The sequence below is a fragment of the Serratia sp. ASV30 genome (assembly GCF_016428815.1).
In the GTDB taxonomy this organism is placed as follows: Bacteria; Pseudomonadota; Gammaproteobacteria; order Enterobacterales; family Enterobacteriaceae; genus Chania; species Chania fonticola_C.
On record NZ_JAELTL010000002.1, the window covers coordinates 1 to 20,233 of the forward strand.

Here is a 20,233-nt window from a genome sequence, read left to right on the forward strand (position 1 = left end):
CCTGCGTTGGCAGTTCTTTCTACGCAGTCAACTGCGCTGGCATAACGGCGAGGCCTTGACCGGCCAACAGCTATTGCAAACCCTCAACGCCCTGCAACACCATCCGCGAAGTCAGCCATTATTGAGCAGCGTGGCAACAATCAGCCTGCCACATGCACTATGCATCCAGTTCGAGCTGCAAATGCCCGATTATTGGCTGGCGCACCGGCTGGCAGAACTGCCCTGCCTGATGACACATCCAGAGTTACCGACCCTCGGTGCAGGTCCCTTTAAGCTGGCACTAAACGAGCCGCATATGGTGCGGCTGGAACAACATCCTTACTACCATCTGCAACATCCCTATTTGGAAAGCATCGAATACTGGATCACGCCAGAGTTACCAACCCACAGTACCGATACCAGTTGCCTGCACCCGGTACGCATCACTATCGGCCAACAGGAAGAACTGGCACTGGCACGGCCGGTACAACGCAGTATGAGCCAAGGGTGGTGCTACCTGGCGATTAACCAGCGCCGTGGCGTACTGAGTGAAGCCCAAGGGCAAAAGCTGCTGATGCTGATCCAGCGATCCGGCCTGCTGGCCAGCTTGCCCATCCAGCAGGGCGTGATTATACCAAGTCATGAAATGCTGCCGGGCTGGGCGATCCCTGAGCATGACGTCCTGCAGGACGTTGAACTGCCACCTCAGTTGACGCTGTTGTACCATCCACCGATCGAACTAGAGAGCGTAACTCAGGCTTTGCAACAATTGCTGGCGGACCATGGCTGCCAATTAGAGATCCGCTATTATTCCGGCAAACGTTGGCAAAGTACCGAGCAGATAGCCCAAGCCGATCTGTTGCTGGCCGATAACCTGATTGGTGAAGCTCCGGAAGCGACGTTGGAAAGCTGGCTACGTCGCGATTTGCTGTGGCAAGGAATTTTGCGAGAAGAGGATTGGCAGCACCAACAGCGGACCCTGCAACAGATCCAGCAATGCCCAGCACCGCAGCAGCGCTTCAGCCAGCTAAAAGCGTATTATCAACAGTTGATGGGAGCCGCAATCCTCACTCCCCTATTCAACTATCAGTATCAGGTCAGTGCCCCTCCCCGCATACATGGTGTGATGCTCACCGCCTACGGCTGGTTTGATTTTTGCCAGGCTTGGCTGCCACCGCCGCTGGATGATTAGGTTACCCTACGCTGTGGCGAACATTTCTGATAGCATCCCCGCATGTGTGTTATGAAGCCCAATAGCGCCAGGCTATGGCCAGTCAAGCTGTAGCCTGGCAGCAAAGGGCATAAACCGGCCGCCCGAATGTGCATCGGGAATGGCCCTAGCCAGAAGGTAGATTTATGAAACGCGCAGTCGTCGTTTTTAGCGGTGGACAAGACTCCACGACCTGCTTGATCCAGGCATTGCAACAGTATGATGAAGTTCACTGCATCACGTTCGATTACGGCCAGCGTCATCGCGCCGAAATCGAGGTGGCCCAGGCCTTATGCCAAACTCTGGGAGCCAAGGCGCACAAGGTTTTGGACGTTGGGTTGCTCAATGAGCTGGCCATCAGCAGTTTGACTCGCGATAACATCCCGGTTCCCACCTACGACAGCTCACAGACCGATGCCTTGCCAAGCACTTTTGTGCCGGGGCGCAACATCCTGTTCCTCACCCTGGCGGCAATTTATGCTTACCAGGTGGAAGCCGAAGCCGTGATCACCGGGGTATGCGAGACCGATTTCTCGGGCTATCCGGATTGCCGCGACGAGTTTGTCAAGGCCTTGAATCAGGCCATTGTACTGGGGATTGCCCGTGATATTCGCTTTGAAACCCCGCTGATGTGGCTCAACAAGGCTGAAACCTGGGCGCTGGCGGATTATTACCAGCAGTTGGAACGCATCCGCCATGAGACGCTCACCTGTTATAACGGCGTTCAAGGCGACGGCTGCGGTGAATGTGCGGCCTGCCACCTGCGCGCCAACGGATTGCAGCAGTATCAGCAGGACAAGGTCGGCGTGATGGCCAGCCTGAAGCGGAAAACCGGGTTGGTTTAAGCCACTTCATGGGCGGCGGCAATGCCGCTCAATAAGTCAGATTAAGCCATCGTTGGGTCCCCTCACCCCAACCCTCTCCCACAGGGAGAGGGAGCTGGTACACCGTTGTCATTCAGGCAAGAGCCACCCCTTCCATGAGTTGATACGGTGTTGTCATCCAGGAAAGAGTCACCCCTTCCATGAGTTGATACGGTGTTGCCATCTAGGCAAGAGTCCCCCCTTCCATGAGTTGATACGGTGTTGCCATCCAGGAAAGAGTCATCCCTTCCATGAGTTGATATGGTGTTGTCATCCAGGAAAGAGTCCCCCCTTCCATGAGTTGATACCGTGTTGCCATCCAAGCAAGAGTCATCCCTTCCATGAGTTGATACGGTGTTGCCATCAGGTACTGAGATACTCCTGTAGCACCGCCCCTTTCATTTACCGATGGTCAGGTTGTGAGAGAAATAACCACTGGCACGTTCGGTCCCCTCTCCTTGTGGGAGAGGGCTAGGGTGAGGGGGCATGACGAGCACGATGCTTCATCAGCCCTCAGCATCTTTCTGCTGTAGTGCCACCAGGTGTTCACGCAATGCGCCTTCAATCGGCAGTGCCCGCTGGGTTTTCAAATCAATACAGACAAAGGTCAGCGTCGCGTCGGCGACCACGGTCCCCTCAGGCTCCAGCAATACCTGCTGGCTCAGCACGCCGCTCTTGCCATTGAGTTGCAGCATCTGGCTATCGATGCGCAGCTTATCCCCCAATACGGCGGGCTTACGATAATTGATATTGATGTTCACCACGATAAACGCGATGTTGTTTTGCGTCATCCAGTGGAAAGCATCCAGATCCTCCAGCCACTCCCAGCGCGCTTCTTCCAGGAATTCCAGATACCGGGCATTATTAACGTGTTGATAGACATCAAGATGATAGCCACGAACTTTGATATAAGTCTGCATAGTGAAACAACCGCTCCTGCTCTGGTGATAGCGAGTTAATACCGGCATACCCGTTCAGTGATATCCCTCCTTGCAGGCCGCATGCTTGTACCGCAGGGCTTGGGCAAAGAGTTTGCGATGGATGACTGGTATGACCTGTAAAATGTAGCAGAGCAGCGCGGCTGCGAGGCCACTTTGCCACGCAGCCGCGAGCGGGATCACATTTTCAGTCGATCACGATTTCTTTCCACCAAGGAGGGACCGATCCCCGGCACCTCTTGTAGCTGGTCTATTTCACTAAACGGCCCGTTCTGTTCGCGGTAGCGCACTATGGCCTCCGCCTTTTTCAGCCCTACGCCGTTCAACATGCTGGCTAACGCCTCTGCATCTGCCTGGTTAATGCTGACCTTGGCTTCCCCCTCGCTTTGCGCTTCAAGGCTGACCTTAGGCGATACCGCAGCGGCCTGTGGTTGCCCCAGAGAGGGTTTCTCTGTGGCAATGGCTGAGTTCCCTATCAGGCCAAACAGCGCCGCCGCCAGGAGTAGCTGGCGGATAACGGTAAAACGGGTAATGGCTTTATTTTCGCTAAGTTGCATGCTGTATCCTCCTTGTGTTTGACAGCAAGGTTACCTTGCCGCAGCGGCGGAAGATCGGCAATTGGCAGAGTTTAAATGTGGAAAAGGCCGCGAAAGCGGCCTTTGAGTCTTTCAAGCTGTTGCAAAAAAATGCGGTGCGAATCCCCGTCGTCTTCCAAGCTGCAGCGTTGTTACCTGCACTTGCTCACCCCAGTCACTGACGAAAAGTAAGTTTCTGGGGATAAACAAGCTTGTCGCCTAGCTGCAACTTGAAATCCATAGGGGACAAGTTACGGCTGTTGTTGCTCAGCGGCACCCATTTTGATCTTGGCTTCTTTGCGCAGATTAGTCAGCAAGGCATCGAAGGTCACGCTAGCGCTTCCTTTCTCCATGTTGCTGACGAAGGTTTTCATTTCGTCTGCTGGCAACGTACCTGGCTTAACGCTATCCAGGGCGATCAACACCACGTTCCCTTGAGCATCCTGTGACATACCGTAAACCACTTTACCGGCTTCCGGATGCGGCAGTGCGAATACGGCTTCCACCAGTTGGCTGTCTTCCGGGGCGCGTGCCATTTTCTGTACGCTGCCGAAGCTCAGACCTGCGGCTTTCATCGCCTCATCGCCTTTGCCCTGCTTCAACTCAACCAGCAGTTTTTCACCCTGCAGTTTGGCTTCTTGCAGTGCCTTGTTGTGTTTGACCATCGCGGTTACGCGATCTTTCACCTTGTCGAAAGGTTCAATCCCTTCCGGCTGATGGGCCACAACGCGGATCACGAACGCGCGGTCACCGTCAACGGTGATGACGTCAGAGTTGCTGCCTGGTGCGCCGTTCTCGCCAATCAGCGAACCATCGAAGATGGCCTGCACAACCGGCTTGAAGTTCAACGCAGCAGGAACAGAGTCACGGGTAAACCATTCGGTGTTAGCCGCCTTGATACCCGCAGCTTCTTCCGCTGAGGCCAGAGACTCGTTATCGCTGGTCGCCGCTTCGCTGACTTTCTGCTGCAGCGCATAGTAGGCATCTACCGCTTTTTCCTGCTTGATCTGCTTGGCGATAGCATCATGCACTTCGCTCAATGGCTTCACCAGCGCAGGCTTGATATCGTCCAGGCGCACGATCAGGTAACCCACTGAAGACTTCACTACGCCAGAAAGTTGGCCTTTCTCGGTCAGGTTAGCCTGTTTCAGTTCGTCTGCCGTGGTATCTGGCTCCATCCAGTCCATTTCGCCACCGGTACGGCGCGAGATGATGTCGGTAGATTTCTCTTTCGCCAACGCAGCGAAATCACCACCGTTTTTCAGCTCTTCCAATACTGCCTTGGCATCCGCTTCGGTTTTCAGCTGGATCACGCTGAATTTTTTGCGTTCCGGCTGGCCAAAGCTGCTTTGATGCCCATCGTAATAGGCGCTGATATCCGCTTCGGTAACGGTCACTTTATCCTGCAATGCCGCGGCATCCAGCGGGATAAAGCTCACTTTCACCTTCTCGGGTGCGATGAAGCTGTTTTTGTTCTGCTCGAAGAAGGCCTTCAGCTCTTCGTCGGTGACGGTTTGCTTGGCCATCATGGCATTGAGATCGATCGTCGCCAGGCGCACATCGCGCTCTTGCAGAACCAGGGCAACCATAGACTCTGCTTCGCTTGGTGGGACGATGTCGGAGCCGCCGAAGCCCTGGATCATCTGCTGGTTGATTAACCGCTGGCGCGTGTATTGCGCATATTGATCTGCGCTAAAGCCCGAACGGGTAATCAGGTCGAGATATTTGGCGTTGTCGAACTTACCGTCCGTCTGGAAATAGGCTTCTTGACGGATAGCCTCTTTCACCTGATCGTCACTGGCGCTCAGGCCCAGCGTCTTCGCGTACTGGTCCAGCAGCGACTTGTCGATCAGTTGAGACAGCACCTGCTGGCGCATCTGCTGCATGTAACCTTCGTTGCCAGCCATGGCAGAGAAACGGTCACCCAGTTCCTGCTGCATACGGCTACGTTCACTCTGGAAAGCCTGTTCCAGCTGGGCGCGTTCGATCACCTGGCCATTTACTTTCGCAGCGTAATCGCCGGCACTTCCCTGATAGCTGACTACTCCAGTCAAAAGAAATGACAAGATAATCAGCCCCAGGATGATTTTTAGCACGACGTGGTTAGCAGCCGCGCGTAAATTGTCCATCATAGTGTGACAACACTCCGCTGTGATGTGGATTAACAACCCTTGTGCAGGCGCGTTCCCTGCGACAAAAATAAAAAAAGCGCATCAACCTGATGCGCCTTATATCTTACCTTACCAATACCGCTGCGTCAGGTGATTGTTTACCGGCGACGCGATGCGATGAAACGCCGTAATCAGTTTACTGCGTCTTTCAGGGCTTTCCCTGCACGGAAAGCCGGAACTTTGGCTGCCGCGATTTTGATCTCTTTACCCGTTTGCGGGTTACGGCCGGTACGAGCTGAACGCTCACGCACGGTGAAAGAACCGAAACCAACCAGAGCCACGTCATCCCCTTCTTTCAAGGAATCGGTAACGGAAGCAATAATTGCGTCCAAAGCACGCCCTGCTGCCGCTTTAGAAATATCAGCACCCGCGGCAATTTTGTCGATCAGTTGTGACTTATTCACTCTATCATCCCCTCTAGAATTCAAAACGTCGCACCGAAAAAATCCCTACGGTTACGACAGCGCTGCTGTTATATCAATCCCGTCGTGCCTTGGCAAGCCACCAAACGGCGACGAAACGCGAGCCGACAGGGATCTAACTTAGCGGCACAAAAAAATACTGGCAAGTCCGAATTGGCTTGCCAGCATGAGTTTTATCAATGGTTTTTGCTATACGTCACTATTTTACCGCTACCGGCTGTGCGCCGAAGGCCGGATTGACCAGTGCGATGTTCAAAACTTCATCGATTCGCTGTACCGGGTGGATCTCCAGATCGGCAATGACGTTGTCCGGGATCTCTTCCAAATCGCGCTTGTTCTCGTAAGGGATCAGCACGGTTTTGATACCGCCACGGTGTGCCGCCAGCAGCTTCTCTTTCAGGCCACCAATCGGCAACACATGACCACGCAAGGTGATCTCACCGGTCATTGCCACATCGGCACGCACCGGGTTGCCTGTCAGGCAGGAAACCAGCGCGGTACACATGGCAATACCGGCGCTTGGGCCGTCTTTCGGCGTCGCCCCTTCCGGCACGTGGACGTGGATATCACGTTTTTCATAGAAGTCGGCGTTGATGCCCAACTTCTCTGCACGTGCACGTACCACGGTCAATGCAGCCTGGATAGACTCCTGCATCACTTCACCCAAAGAACCGGTGTAGGTCAGCTTGCCTTTGCCCGGTACGCAGGCGGTTTCAATGGTCAGCAGATCGCCGCCCACTTCCGTCCACGCCAGCCCGGTTACCTGGCCTACGCGGTTTTCGGTGTCCGCACGGCCGTAGTCAACACGCTGAACGCCCAGATAGTCCTTGAGGTTTTCGCCGTTGATCTCGATGTGCTTGAGCTTCTTGTCCATCAGCAGCGACTTGACCGCTTTACGGCACAGCTTGGAAATTTCACGCTCCAGGCTACGCACCCCGGCTTCACGGGTGTAATAACGGATAATGCCGATAATGGCACTGTCATCCACTGTCAACTCACCTTTCTTCAACGCGTTGCGTTCAAGCTGCTTTGGCAACAGGTGCTGTTTGGCAATGTTCAGCTTTTCGTCTTCGGTATAGCCGGAAAGACGGATCACTTCCATACGGTCCAGCAACGGTGCCGGAATGTTCATCGAGTTCGAGGTCGCCACGAACATCACGTCGGACAGATCGTAATCCACTTCCAGATAGTGATCGTTAAACGCCACGTTCTGTTCCGGATCCAACACTTCCAGCAGGGCTGAAGCCGGATCGCCACGCATGTCGGATGACATCTTGTCGATCTCATCGAGCAGGAACAGCGGGTTTTTCACCCCAACCTTGGCCATTTTCTGGATCAGTTTACCCGGCATGGAGCCGATGTAAGTCCGGCGGTGACCGCGAATCTCCGCTTCGTCACGTACGCCGCCCAGCGCCATACGGACATATTGGCGGCCGGTCGCACGAGCGATCGACTGCCCCAGCGAGGTTTTACCTACGCCAGGAGGCCCTACCAGGCACAGGATTGGGCCCTTGATTTTGCTGACGCGGCTCTGCACTGCAAGATACTCAAGGATGCGGTCTTTGACGCGTTCCAGGCCGTAGTGATCGGTATCGAGCACTTCCTGCGCCTTGAGCAGGTCTTTTTTCACCTTGCTGCGCGCATTCCACGGCACCTGGATCATCCAGTCGATATAGCCACGCACTACGGTCGCTTCCGCAGACATCGGCGACATCATTTTCAGCTTTTGCAGTTCCGCTTCGGTTTTCTCACGCGCTTCTTTCGGCATTTTGGCCGCTTCGATCTTGCGCTTCAACGCCTCGTGTTCATCCGGCGTGTCGTCCATCTCGCCCAGTTCTTTCTGAATCGCCTTCATCTGCTCATTCAGATAGTACTCGCGCTGGCTCTTTTCCATCTGTTTCTTGACGCGGTTACGGATGCGCTTCTCAACCTGCAGCAGGTCGATCTCCGACTCCATCATCGCCATCAGGTACTCAAGACGCTCGGTGATATCGAACATCTCCAGCACCGACTGCTTGTCGCTGAGTTTCAGCGGCATATGCGCGGCGATGGTATCCGCCAGGCGTGCAGCGTCGTCGATGCTGTTCAATGAAGTCAGCACCTCCGGTGGAATTTTTTTGTTCAGTTTGATGTAACCTTCAAACTGATTGATCGCCGTGCGCACCAGGACTTCCTGCTCACGCTCGTCGATAGCCGGTGATTCAAGATATTCAGCCTGGGCAGCGAAGTGTTCACCGCTGTCGGAAAGCGTGGTAATACGCGCACGCTGTAAACCTTCGACCAGCACCTTGACCGTGCCGTCCGGCAGTTTCAGCATCTGTAAAATCGATGCAACGGTACCTACCGAGAACAGATCGTTAATGCCAGGTTCATCCGTCGAGGCCTCTTTCTGCGCCACCAGCATGATCTTTTTATCGTGATCCATTGCGGCTTCGAGGCACCGAATCGATTTTTCCCGGCCAACAAACAACGGGATCACCATGTGCGGATAAACCACCACGTCGCGCAATGGCAACACGGGGATTTCAATGCGTTCGGAACGCTCAGGGTTCATAGAGCTCTCTCTTAGTTTAATTTCCGCCAGGATTAGGGGGATCTCATGAGACGCAAGCATCAAACGTTTCACAAAATCTGGATTATGAGTATATGGGGATGAATCTCTGACATTCAACGGTAACAATGTCGAGAAAAAGAAAAGGGGGATAAAATCCCCCTTTTACGATTAACTTTCTGGTTTGACTGGCTAATTATTCGCCAGAAGCCTGCGCTTCCGGTTTGCCGTAAATCAATAACGGCTTGGATTGGCCAGCGATCACCGATTCGTCGATCACCACTTTATCTACGCTTTCAAGCGACGGCAGATCGTACATGGTGTCCAGCAGCGCGCCTTCTACAATCGAACGCAGGCCACGGGCACCGGTCTTACGCGTCATGGCCTTCTTGGCGATGGCGTTCAGCGCTTCCTCACGGAATTCCAGATCTACCCCTTCCAGATTGAACAACGCCTGATACTGCTTGGTCAGGGCGTTTTTCGGCTCTTTCAGGATCTGGATCAGTGCTTCTTCACTCAGTTCGCTGAGGGTGGCAACCACCGGCAGACGACCGATGAACTCCGGGATCAGACCAAATTTGATCAAGTCTTCCGGCTCTGCCTGCAACAGCAGTTCGCCTTCGGTGGCTTTTTCAGATTCACCCTTCACCGTGGCACCAAAACCGATACCGGAACCGGTGTTAACGCGCTGGCCAATCACCTTATCCAGGCCGGCAAACGCACCGCCACAGATAAACAGGATCTTGGAGGTGTCCACCTGCAGGAATTCCTGCTGCGGATGTTTACGCCCACCCTGTGGTGGAACCGCCGCAATCGTGCCTTCGATCAGCTTCAGCAACGCCTGCTGCACGCCTTCGCCCGAAACGTCACGGGTGATGGACGGGTTGTCTGACTTACGTGAAATTTTATCAATTTCATCGATATAGACGATGCCACGCTGGGCTTTTTGCACGTCGTAGTCGCATTTCTGCAACAGTTTCTGGATGATGTTTTCCACGTCCTCACCCACGTAACCGGCTTCGGTCAACGTTGTGGCATCGGCCATGGTGAAAGGCACATCCAGGAAACGTGCCAGCGTTTCTGCCAGCAAGGTCTTGCCGCTACCGGTTGGGCCGATCAGCAAAATATTGCTTTTACCCAGTTCGATGCCATTGCTGGTATCGCCATTACGCAGGCGTTTGTAGTGGTTATAGACCGCCACCGCCAGCACTTTTTTCGCCTGTTCCTGACCGATAACATAATCGTCCAGGTGGTGACGAATTTCGTGCGGTGTCGGCAATGAATTACGCTCGCGATGCGGCGCAACTTCTTTAATCTCTTCGCGAATAATGTCGTTACACAGATCAACACATTCATCGCAGATATACACTGACGGACCGGCAATCAGCTTACGCACTTCATGCTGGCTTTTGCCGCAGAAAGAGCAGTACAGCAGCTTTCCTGAACCGTCTTTGCGCTTATCTGTCATGAGTCAAACCTCTTCTTTTGTCTTTGTCCCGCACCATTACGCGGCGACAATGCGCCCAAACTTTATACCGGGAACGCCGATAACGCTGTTTAAAGCGAGCCAGGCCCGCTCTGAATACTATAGCCTATCGGCCCGCAAGCCGCGCGCTACCCATAACCTTTCAGGCAACAGGTATGCACTACAGCTTGCGACCCTTCGGGTATAGTTTTAGCTGCGGTGCGTCAGAATGCTGTCGACCAGACCGTATTCTACCGATTCTTCCGCCGTCATGAAGCGGTCACGTTCGGTATCACGTTCGATCTGTTCCAGCGATTGGCCGGTATGTTGTGCCATCAACTCATTCATGCGAGCCTTCACCTTCAGGATCTCACGCGCATGGATTTCAATATCCGTTGCCTGGCCCTGGTAGCCGCCCAGCGGCTGGTGGATCATCACTCTGGAGTTTGGCAGGCAGAAACGCTTGCCCTTGGTGCCTGCCGTCAGCAGGAACGACCCCATGGAACACGCCTGCCCCATACAGATGGTGCTGACGTCCGGCTTGATAAACTGCATGGTGTCATAGATTGACATACCAGCCGTGATCACGCCACCCGGCGAGTTGATATACAGGAAAATGTCTTTTTCTGGGCTTTCTGCCTCGAGGAACAACATCTGTGCCACGATCAGATTAGCCATATGATCTTCAACCTGGCCGGTCAGGAAGATAATGCGCTCTTTCAGCAGGCGGGAATAAATATCGTAAGAACGCTCCCCGCGCGAAGTCTGCTCTACCACCATCGGCACCAGTGCCATGTTAGGTGCAAATTGGTCTCGTTCGCCACTGTATGACATTACCGTCTCCTAATAGAAATTGCCTTGGCGCCATTGTCTGTCGATTCTACTTGAGAACGGCCATCATGACTACGTTCAAGCCATCGACAGGCTCCACACTGATTTGACGGCGCTATCATTCCGCCAGGCGGATAAAGCGGCCCATACTGTTGTAGGAATTGGGGGGTCACAGAGCGCATTTCAAGCCCGGTGAACAATTTCACCAACATCCCTGTGTGGCAGGCAAGGTCACAACCACTGGCCTTCCGCCGCCGCCATTCGTCCTCGACCCAATAAATATAGTGCATATTGCCACAGTTAAGCCGAGATTAATCAGTCACGTGGCAAAAGAAAAGCCCGTAACCAAAGTTACGGGCCTTGTAAGGAACTCCCAGCTACGGCAGTGGACCTGCCATCAGGTCGCTCCTGGCATCAACCAGCATTACGCTTGTTGAGTCTGGTTCATCAGCTCGCTGAAGGTAGTGGCTTTTTCAGTCACTTTCGCTTTAGCCAGCAGGGCTTCTACCGCTTGTTCTTCCAGAGCAACATTACGCATGTTGTTCATCAGCTCTTTGTTTTTGCTGTAGAACTCAACAACTTCGCTCGGATCTTCGTAGGCGGAAGCCATTTCTTCGATCAGGGTCTTAACGCGATCTTCATCGGCTTTCAGATCGTTGGTGCTGATCACTTCGCCCAACAGCAGACCGACCACAACGCGACGTTTGGCTTGCTCTTCGAACAGTTCGCGTGGCAGTTCCAACGCTTGCTTCTCGTTGCCACCAAAACGCTGTGCAGCCTGACGACGCAGAACGTCGACTTCGCCGTCGATCAGTGCCGCTGGCACGTCGATTTCGTTAGCGTTGACCAGACCGTCGATAGCCTGAGTCTTGATGCGGTTACGCACGGCGCCTTTCAGTTCGCGCTCCATGTTTTTACGCACTTCGGTACGCAGACCGGCGAGAGAACCATCAGCCACGCCGAAACGCTTGATGAACTCTTCGGTCAGTTCTGGCAGCTCGCGCTGTTCAACTTTCTTCAGCACGATAGCGAACTTGGCCGCTTTCCCTTTCAGGTTTTCTGCGTGGTAATCTTCTGGGAAGTTGACGTCGATGGTGAACTCTTCACCGGCTTTATGACCCACCAGACCTTCTTCGAAGCCTGGGATCATGCGGCCCTGGCCCATAGCCAGAACGAAATCAGCGGCTTTACCGCCTTCAAACTCTTCACCGTCGATAGAGCCGGTGAAGTCAACGGTCACGCGGTCTTCAGCAGTGGCTGCGCCGTCGGTGTCTTTCCAGGTCGCCTGCTGCTTACGCAGGGTTTCCAGCATGGTATCCACATCGGCGTCGTTAACTTCAACCACAGGTTTTTCAACCTCGATGCTTTCCAGGCCTTTCAGCTCAACTTCTGGATAGACTTCGAATTCCACGGTGAAAGCGAAATCTTCGCCTTCTTTATACTCGCCCGGTACGTAGTTTGGTGCACCGGCCGGGTTGATTTTCTCTTTGATGATCGCGTCAACAAAGTTGCGCTGCATCAAATCGCCCAGCACGTCCTGACGGACAGAGGCGCCATAACGCTGTTCGACGATGTTCATCGGCACTTTGCCTTTACGGAAACCGTCGATACGTACGCTTTTAGCTGCGTTGATCAGCTCTTTCTTTACTGCCTGATTGATAACATCAGCGGGTACAGTAATAGAGAGACGGCGCCCAAGGCCTTGAGTGGTTTCTACTGAAACTTGCATCTTGTTACCTCAAAAAAATCACAGTGCTCGGTCAACTCCGTTCCAAGAACCAGGACGGCTACATTAAAAACCGAGTTCCCTGATGTCGAGAGCGTTCCGAAACCATTCCGGAAAAAATAGACGCGACATTATAGCGGCGCAAGCGTAGCTAGTCGAGGATGGCAAGGCAGCACTGGCGCGTTAAAAATCACACTTTTGCCGATTTTTCGCCCAAATACCTTGATGCCATGGCCATCAGAGCTGCAAACACCTTCGGCTTTGTCGTCGTCAAAAACAGCAACGGCCCGCAGGCCGTTGCAAAATTCGTCAGTAGTAATACCTTAAATACGGGTAAAAGTTCCACTGATACCGTAAATTTTAGGTATTAAGCTAATGTGCCCGCCCCACGGCAAGGTGGCGAAGCCGGCACCGTATCCTGCAGTCCTTCCCACTCTTTCAGGGTATAGGTATGCAGTGCCAGCGCGTGTACGCCGTTTTCCAGTTCTTCCGCCAACACGCCATAAATGGAGCGATGCCGGGTCAGGAACCGTTCGCCGACAAAGCGGTCGCTCACCAACACCACCTTGAAATGACTTTCGGATCCAGCAGGAACGTTATGCCGATAGCTCTCATCAGTCACTTCCAGATACGCGGGTTCAAACGCCGCCCTTAACTTTGCTTCTATTTGCTCGCGGATCATAGGATCTCCTTACAACACCGGCAGGCTACCAGGTTCTACTTTAATATTAGTCGGTTTTGCCCCCGCCAGAACATGGCTATCGTAAATCCCACGACACAATGCCGAAAAATTCATCAATAAAAGTGGCTCAGTTGAGGTTTATCCGATTGAGCCACTCGAAAAAGCCTGTTTTTATCCTGGTTGAGGAAAAATTTACGCTACGGCCACCTTCAACACTTCCACCCGTTGTTGGCAATGCTATGATGGCGGCAATTTATCGTTGACTCTAGCGCTTTGATTATCAAGCACCCACAACCCTGCCCGCGGGCTTGAACAGCACCGGGTATAAAACCACGATTGATGAGACAGTCATAATGTTAAAAAAACTTTGTCTTCCTCTGCTGGCTGCACTGCTGTTAGCTGGCTGTGCGACCAGCACCAATACGCTGAACGTAACCCCGAAGATCGTGTTGCCACAGCAGGACCCAACCCTGCAAGGGATCACTATCAGCATTAACGGTGCAGACCAACGCCCCGATCAGGCGCTAGCCAAAGTGAACCGTGACGGCCAACTGATCACCCTGACCCCATCGCGCGATCTGCGCTTCCTGCTACAAGAAGTGCTGGAAAAGCAAATGGGCGCGCGTGGTTATATGATTGGGCCATCAGGTGCGGTTGATTTGCAGATCGTAGTGAATACGCTGTTTGCCGACGTTTCCCAAGGCAACCTGCGCTACAACATCACCACCAAAGCGGATATTTCAATCATCGCGCAGGCCAAAAACGGCAACAAGCAGGTGAAGAACTACCGTTCTACCTATAACGTGCAGGGTGCCTTCACCGCCAGCAATGAAAAAATCACCGATGCGGTCAACACCGTGCTGGGTGACGTCATCGCCGATATGGCTCAAGACACCAGCGTCAACGACTTTATCAAGCAAAACGCACGTTAATCAGGCAATGCCTCGCGCTGCTCGGTTTACAGGGCAGCGCAGATCGGGATCTCATGTCGAAACAGTATCTGAATATTTTTACCCAGCGTAATTCCGTCATCCTGTTGGTGTTGGGCTTTGCCTCGGGGCTGCCGTTGGCATTAACCTCCGGCACACTGCAAGCCTGGATGACCGTCGAAGGCCTCGATCTGAAAACCATTGGTATCTTCTCTCTGGTGGGTCAGGCCTACGTGTTCAAGTTCCTCTGGTCTCCGTTTATGGATCGCTACACTCCCCCGTTCCTTGGGCGGCGACGTGGCTGGTTGTTGATCAGCCAGTTGCTGCTGGTAGTGGCCATCGTGGCGATGGGGTTTATGAATCCGTCACAGCATCTGTGGTGGCTGGCCACGCTGGCGGTGGTGGTGGCATTCTGTTCTGCCTCACAGGATATTGTTTTTGACGCCTACAAAACCGATCTGCTGGCGGCCGAAGAACGCGGGGCCGGGGCCGCAGTGTCGGTACTGGGTTATCGCCTGGCAATGCTGGTCTCCGGCGGGCTGGCCCTGTGGCTGGCCGATCGCTATTTCGGTTGGCAGGCGACTTACTGGCTAATGGCCGGGCTGATGCTAATTGGCGTAGCCGCTACGCTGATGGCACCGGAACCGGACGACAGCATTCCTGCGCCGCGCACCCTCGAGATGGCGGTAGTCGCTCCACTGCGTGACTTCTTCGCCCGTAACAATGCCTGGCTGATCCTGTTGCTGATCGTGATGTATAAGATGGGTGACGCTTTTGCCGGGAGTTTAAGCACCACCTTTCTGATCCGCGGCGTCGGCTTCGATGCCGGCGAGGTCGGCCTGGTGAATAAAACCCTCGGTCTGTTTGCCACCATCGTCGGGGCCCTGTTCGGCGGCGTCTTGATGCAGCGTCTCAGCCTGTTCCGGGCGCTGATGCTGTTCGGCATTTTGCAGGCGGTATCCAACATCGGTTACTGGCTGTTGGCAATCACCGCTAAAAACATCCTGACGATGGGCAGCGCCATTTTCCTGGAAAACCTGTGTGGCGGCATGGGCACCGCAGCCTTTGTCGCCCTGCTGATGACCCTGTGCAACAAATCCTTCTCCGCCACCCAGTTTGCCCTGCTCTCGGCGCTCTCCGCCGTTGGCCGTGTTTACGTCGGGCCAATTGCCGGTTGGTTCGTGACCGCTCATGGCTGGCCACTGTTTTACCTGTTCTCCATCGCGGCGGCGGTTCCAGGCCTGCTGCTGCTGTTAATCTGCCGCCAGACGTTGGAGTACACGCAACGCACCGACAACTTTATGCCACGCACTGAGTTTCGTGCCGCCTATCGCTGGGCACTACGCCTGCTGGGCGCCGGTTGCTCGCTGCTAGGCGTATGGTTGCTGCTGCTGATCGCCAACGCGCTGGATTGGACCGATTGGCCCAACCTCGCCGTGCAGCTGCTGCAAACCGGTGCCATGCTGAGCCTGGTGGGGATTATCATGGGTAGCCTGTTGGACTACCTGGCGTTGCGCCGAACGCAATTAGCGTGATTTTTTTGTTGGCCGATAAAATTCGGCCAACAAAAAAGCATCAGAAAAACGAATTTATTTCGTTAAAAATTTAATATTTTTACCAAAGCTATTTTTTTACCCGAGTAAAACGCTCGGAAATAGATTTTAATTCACCTCAACAAAACAAAAATTTTACATTAAATAAACCTTTTTGCGCCTATTCAAACATCGCCACCGCTGACGCGATATCCTGACATACCCTTGGTTTTCCATGACATAGCATCCCCCCGGAACGATTCAGCTCGCCAACACATTGTTGCCATTAGTAAATTGTCACCTAACGTTACATGTGTGACCCCCTTAACAGAAAGTGTCAACAAGCCGCTGACACTCTCTTAAGTATGTTTACAGTACTGCAACCTTCCCGTAAAATGCCCGCACACATGAAACGACAATATAGAGCCTTGGTAATTGGGGTCGTTAGATGAGACTTAAGAAATACAATAAAAGTATTGGGATGTTATCCTTAATTGTCGCCACCGTTATGCTAAGCGGTTGCGATATGGTGTTGATGGATCCCAAAGGAGCAATAGGTGTTGAGCAACGGAGACTGATCCTCACGGCAATCGGCTTGATGCTGATCGTTGTGGTGCCAGTGATCTTCATGGCATTTGCCTTTGCCTGGAAGTATCGTGCTTCCAACAAGAGCGCCAAGTACAGTCCGAATTGGTCACACTCCAACAAGATTGAAGCGGTCGTCTGGACCATTCCAATCATTATCATCGCCATCCTTGGCACCATAACCTGGAAAACAACCCACGCGCTGGATCCATTCAAGCCGATTGTCGCCGACAAAAAGCCAATGACCATCGAAGTGGTGTCGTTAGACTGGAAATGGCTGTTCATCTACCCAGAGCAGGGTATCGCGACCGTTAATGAGTTGGCTTTCCCGAAAGATGTTCCAGTCGAATTCAAAGTCACCTCTAACTCGGTAATGAACTCGTTCTTTATTCCTCAGTTAGGTGGGCAGATTTATGCGATGGCCGGGATGCAGACCAAACTGCACCTGATCGGCAACGAAGCGGGCAAATACGATGGTATTTCCAGCAGCTTCAGTGGCCGCGGGTTCTCCGGCATGAAATTCACCGCCATTGTCACCCCGACCGAAGGCGACTTCGATCAGTGGGTAGCCAAGGTGAAAGAATCGTCTAATACCCTTAACGCCACCAGCGATTTTAACAAACTGGCAGAGCCGAGTGAAAACAACCCGGTTGAGTACTTCTCCAGTGTCAAACCGAATTTGTTCAAAGAGACTATTGGCAAATTCATGGGTGATATGCACATGCACAAAGGCGCAGAAGCTTCTTCCGCGCACCAGGGCATGGACATGAGCCAGGGTATGGACATGAGTGAACATGCTCACGCCGGAGCCGAGGAATAATCTGATGTTGGGAAAATTAACACTTGATGCGGTTCCGTTGCATGAACCGATCATCATGGTCACCGTTGCTGCAATCATCGTTGGTGGGCTGGCCCTGCTGGCGCTGATCACGTATTTCGGCAAATGGAAGTGGCTGTGGAGCGAATGGCTGACCTCGGTCGACCATAAAAAAATCGGTATCATGTACATCATCGTGGCCATGGTCATGCTGCTGCGTGGTTTTGCTGATGCCATCATGATGCGTAGCCAGCAGGCGCTCGCGTCTGCCGGTGAGGCCGGATTCCTGCCGCCGCACCACTACGACCAGATCTTTACCGCGCACGGCGTCATCATGATCTTCTTCATGGCAATGCCTTTCGTGGTGGGTCTGATGAACGTGGTGGTTCCGTTGCAAATCGGTGCGCGCGACGTTGCCTTCCCGTTCCTGAACTCCCTGAGCTTCTGGTTCTTCGTGGTCGGCGTGGTCTTGATCAACATCTCGCTGGGTGTCGGTGAATTCGCACAGACCGGCTGGTTGGCCTATCCACCGTTGTCGGGTAAGGAATACAGCCCTGGCGTCGGGGTCGATTACTGGATCTGGAGTCTGCAGATTTCCGGTCTGGGTACCCTGTTGACCGGTGTGAACTTCTTCGCCACCATCCTGAAGATGCGTGCCCCTGGCATGCCGATGATGAAGATGCCGGTATTCACCTGGGCAGCACTGTGTACCAACGTGCTGATCATCGTCTCCTTCCCAATCCTGACCGTCACCGTCGCGTTGCTGACCCTGGATCGCTATCTGGGCACCCATTTCTTTACCAATGATATGGGCGGCAACATGATGATGTACATCAACCTGATTTGGGCCTGGGGTCACCCAGAGGTGTATATCCTGGTTCTGCCAGTGTTCGGTGTCTTCTCTGAAGTTACCGCCACCTTCTCGAAGAAACGTCTGTTCGGCTATACCTCACTGGTATGGGCAACCATCGCGATCACCGTCCTGTCGTTTATCGTTTGGCTGCACCACTTCTTTACCATGGGGTCAGGCGCCAACGTTAACGCCTTCTTCGGGATTGCCACGATGATCATTTCCATCCCGACCGGGGTGAAAATCTTCAACTGGCTGTTCACCATGTACCAAGGCCGTATTCAGCTTAACTCCGCGATGCTGTGGACCGTGGGCTTCATCATCACCTTCTCCATCGGTGGGATGACCGGCGTGCTGCTGGCGGTACCGGGTGCCAACTTCGTGCTGCACAACAGCCTGTTCCTGATTGCCCACTTCCATAACGTGATTATCGGTGGTGTGGTGTTCGGTTGCTTCGCTGGCCTGACCTACTGGTTCCCTAAATCCTTCGGCTTCCGTCTGAATGAGACCTGGGGTATCCGCGCATTCTGGTTCTGGATCATCGGTTTCTTCGTTGCCTTTATGCCGCTGTACGCACTGGGCTTCATGGGGATGACCCGCCGTATCAGCCAGAATATCAATCCTGAGTTCCACCCTCTGCTGCTGGTTGCGGCTGGCGGTGCAGCGCTGATTGCCTGCGGTATCCTGTGCCAAGTGATCCAGGTTTACGTCAGTATCCGTGACCGCGAGCAGAACCGCGATCTGACCGGTGACCCGTGGGGTGCACGTACGCTGGAGTGGTCAACATCTTCACCACCTCCGTTCTATAACTTCGCCGTAGTGCCAGAAATTCACGATCGTGATGCGTTCTGGGACATGAAAGAAAAAGGCGAAGCCTATAAGAAACCCGCGAAGTACGAGCCGATTCATATGCCGAAGAATACCGGCGCCGGTGTGATTATTGCTGGCTTCAGCCTGGTATTTGGTTTCGCGATGATCTGGGATATCTGGTGGATGGCGATTGCTGGCTTCGTCGGCATGATCGTGACCTGGATCGTCAAGAGCTTCGATGAAGATGTTGATTACTATGTGCCGGTTGATGAGATCGAGCGCATTGAGAACCAACACTATGAACAAATCAGCAAAGCAGGCGTGAAACATGTCAACTGATACTCTGACCAACCATAGCGCAGCCCATGCCGAGCATGGGCACCACGACGCAGGAGAAACCAAGGTCTTCGGATTCTGGATCTACCTGATGAGCGACTGTATTTTGTTTGCGAGCTTGTTCGCAACCTATGCAGTACTGGTGAACGGGACCGCGGGCGGTCCCACTGGGAAAGATATCTTCGACCTGAATTTTGTACTGGTTGAAACTTTCCTCCTGCTGTTCAGCTCCATCACCTACGGTATGGCGATGATCGGCATGAACAAGGGCAAGGTAAGCAGCGTTAACACCTGGCTGTTCCTGACCTTCCTGTTTGGCGTCGGCTTCGTGGCGATGGAGATCTATGAATTCCATCACCTGATCGCCGAAGGTTACGGCCCAGATCGCAGTGCGTTCCTCTCCAGCTTCTTTGCGCTGGTGGGTACTCACGGTCTGCACGTGACCACCGGCCTGATCTGGATCATCATCATGATGATTCAGGTGAGCAAGCGTGGCCTGAACCCAACCAATAAAACCCGTCTGATGTGCCTGAGCCTGTTCTGGCACTTCCTGGACGTGGTCTGGATCTGCGTATTTACCGTTGTCTACCTGCTGGGGGTAATGTAAATGAGCCATTCATCCCATGATACCTCTCACGGCGGCGCAAGCCACGGTAGCGTGAAGTCATATCTGACCGGCTTTATCCTGTCGGTCATTCTGACGGTAATTCCATTTGCGATGGTGATGAGCGGCAGCGCCTCTCACTCCACCATCCTGGCGGTTGTGGTCGGCATGGCGGTTATCCAGGTGATCGTTCACCTGGTTTACTTCCTGCATATGAACACCTCATCGGAAGAGCGCTGGAACCTGGTGGCATTGCTGTTCACCGCTATGATCATCGGTATCGTTGTTGTGGGTTCACTCTGGATTATGTACAACCTCAACATCAACATGATGGTCGATTAAGAGCAGAGCTGGACG

The 20,233-nt window shown here is 53.5% G+C and carries 17 protein-coding genes; 8 read left to right on the forward strand and 9 right to left on the reverse strand.

Annotated features, from left to right (window positions below):
- A partial coding sequence (locus JHD74_RS00825; protein ID WP_199061305.1) for an ABC transporter substrate-binding protein occupies window positions 1-1,171 on the forward strand: 1,171 nt, incomplete at its 5' end.
- A gap of 164 nt (window positions 1,172-1,335) precedes the next feature.
- Window positions 1,336-2,034, forward strand: a complete 699-nt coding sequence (gene queC / locus JHD74_RS00830) for a 7-cyano-7-deazaguanine synthase QueC (protein WP_024528383.1) — start codon at window positions 1,336-1,338, stop codon at window positions 2,032-2,034.
- A gap of 524 nt (window positions 2,035-2,558) precedes the next feature.
- On the opposite strand, the gene JHD74_RS00835 is transcribed toward queC, so the two are convergent.
- The 9 genes from JHD74_RS00835 to bolA all read right to left on the reverse strand — a co-directional run bounded on the left by JHD74_RS00835 (window position 2,559) and on the right by bolA (window position 13,413).
- Entirely contained in the window at window positions 2,559-2,972 is a 414-nt protein-coding gene (locus JHD74_RS00835) for a thioesterase family protein (protein ID WP_024528382.1), read from the reverse strand.
- 197 nt (window positions 2,973-3,169) lie between these two features.
- Window positions 3,170-3,547 (reverse strand): ComEA family DNA-binding protein, encoded by a 378-nt coding sequence (locus JHD74_RS00840; protein ID WP_199061306.1) that lies wholly within the window; start codon window positions 3,545-3,547, stop codon window positions 3,170-3,172.
- 269 nt (window positions 3,548-3,816) lie between these two features.
- Window positions 3,817-5,697, reverse strand: a complete 1,881-nt coding sequence (ppiD, locus tag JHD74_RS00845; RefSeq protein WP_161739667.1) for a peptidylprolyl isomerase — start codon at window positions 5,695-5,697, stop codon at window positions 3,817-3,819.
- Between the two features lie 170 nt (window positions 5,698-5,867).
- On the reverse strand, window positions 5,868-6,140 hold the full coding sequence (hupB, locus tag JHD74_RS00850; protein ID WP_004954599.1) for a nucleoid-associated protein HU-beta: 273 nt from the start codon (window positions 6,138-6,140) through the stop codon (window positions 5,868-5,870).
- Between the two features lie 217 nt (window positions 6,141-6,357).
- Entirely contained in the window at window positions 6,358-8,712 is a 2,355-nt protein-coding gene (lon, locus tag JHD74_RS00855) for an endopeptidase La (RefSeq protein WP_021805482.1), read from the reverse strand.
- A gap of 193 nt (window positions 8,713-8,905) precedes the next feature.
- A complete protein-coding gene (gene clpX, locus JHD74_RS00860) occupies window positions 8,906-10,177 on the reverse strand; it encodes an ATP-dependent protease ATP-binding subunit ClpX (protein ID WP_021180166.1) in 1,272 nt (423 codons plus the stop codon).
- Between the two features lie 207 nt (window positions 10,178-10,384).
- Complete coding sequence (gene clpP, locus JHD74_RS00865; RefSeq protein WP_021180167.1) at window positions 10,385-11,008, reverse strand: ATP-dependent Clp endopeptidase proteolytic subunit ClpP; 624 nt, start codon at window positions 11,006-11,008, stop codon at window positions 10,385-10,387.
- A 421-nt stretch (window positions 11,009-11,429) separates the two neighbouring features.
- Window positions 11,430-12,734 carry a trigger factor gene (gene tig / locus JHD74_RS00870; RefSeq protein WP_024528379.1) on the reverse strand — a complete coding sequence of 435 codons (1,305 nt, stop codon included), beginning with the start codon at window positions 12,732-12,734 and terminating at the stop codon, window positions 11,430-11,432.
- 364 nt (window positions 12,735-13,098) lie between these two features.
- A complete protein-coding gene (gene bolA, locus JHD74_RS00875; protein ID WP_021805484.1) occupies window positions 13,099-13,413 on the reverse strand; it encodes a transcriptional regulator BolA in 315 nt (104 codons plus the stop codon).
- Window positions 13,414-13,766: 353 nt separating this feature from the next.
- Here bolA and JHD74_RS00880 point away from each other — a divergent pair, with 353 nt between their 5' ends.
- From JHD74_RS00880 to JHD74_RS00905, 6 genes are all read left to right on the forward strand, one after another.
- Entirely contained in the window at window positions 13,767-14,345 is a 579-nt protein-coding gene (locus JHD74_RS00880; RefSeq protein WP_021180171.1) for a lipoprotein, read from the forward strand.
- A gap of 53 nt (window positions 14,346-14,398) precedes the next feature.
- Window positions 14,399-15,877 (forward strand): muropeptide MFS transporter AmpG, encoded by a 1,479-nt coding sequence (gene ampG, locus JHD74_RS00885; RefSeq protein WP_024483942.1) that lies wholly within the window; start codon window positions 14,399-14,401, stop codon window positions 15,875-15,877.
- A gap of 445 nt (window positions 15,878-16,322) precedes the next feature.
- Window positions 16,323-17,279 (forward strand): cytochrome o ubiquinol oxidase subunit II, encoded by a 957-nt coding sequence (gene cyoA, locus JHD74_RS00890; protein WP_065683925.1) that lies wholly within the window; start codon window positions 16,323-16,325, stop codon window positions 17,277-17,279.
- A 4-nt stretch (window positions 17,280-17,283) separates the two neighbouring features.
- Window positions 17,284-19,275 (forward strand): cytochrome o ubiquinol oxidase subunit I, encoded by a 1,992-nt coding sequence (cyoB, locus tag JHD74_RS00895; RefSeq protein WP_021180174.1) that lies wholly within the window; start codon window positions 17,284-17,286, stop codon window positions 19,273-19,275.
- Window positions 19,265-19,879 (forward strand): cytochrome o ubiquinol oxidase subunit III, encoded by a 615-nt coding sequence (locus tag JHD74_RS00900; protein WP_024528376.1) that lies wholly within the window; start codon window positions 19,265-19,267, stop codon window positions 19,877-19,879. The genes cyoB and JHD74_RS00900 overlap by 11 nt, the downstream gene beginning before the upstream one ends.
- Window positions 19,880-20,218, forward strand: coding sequence for a cytochrome o ubiquinol oxidase subunit IV (locus JHD74_RS00905; protein WP_024483939.1), 339 nt, complete (start codon window positions 19,880-19,882; stop codon window positions 20,216-20,218).
- Window positions 20,219-20,233: the final 15 nt, after the last annotated feature.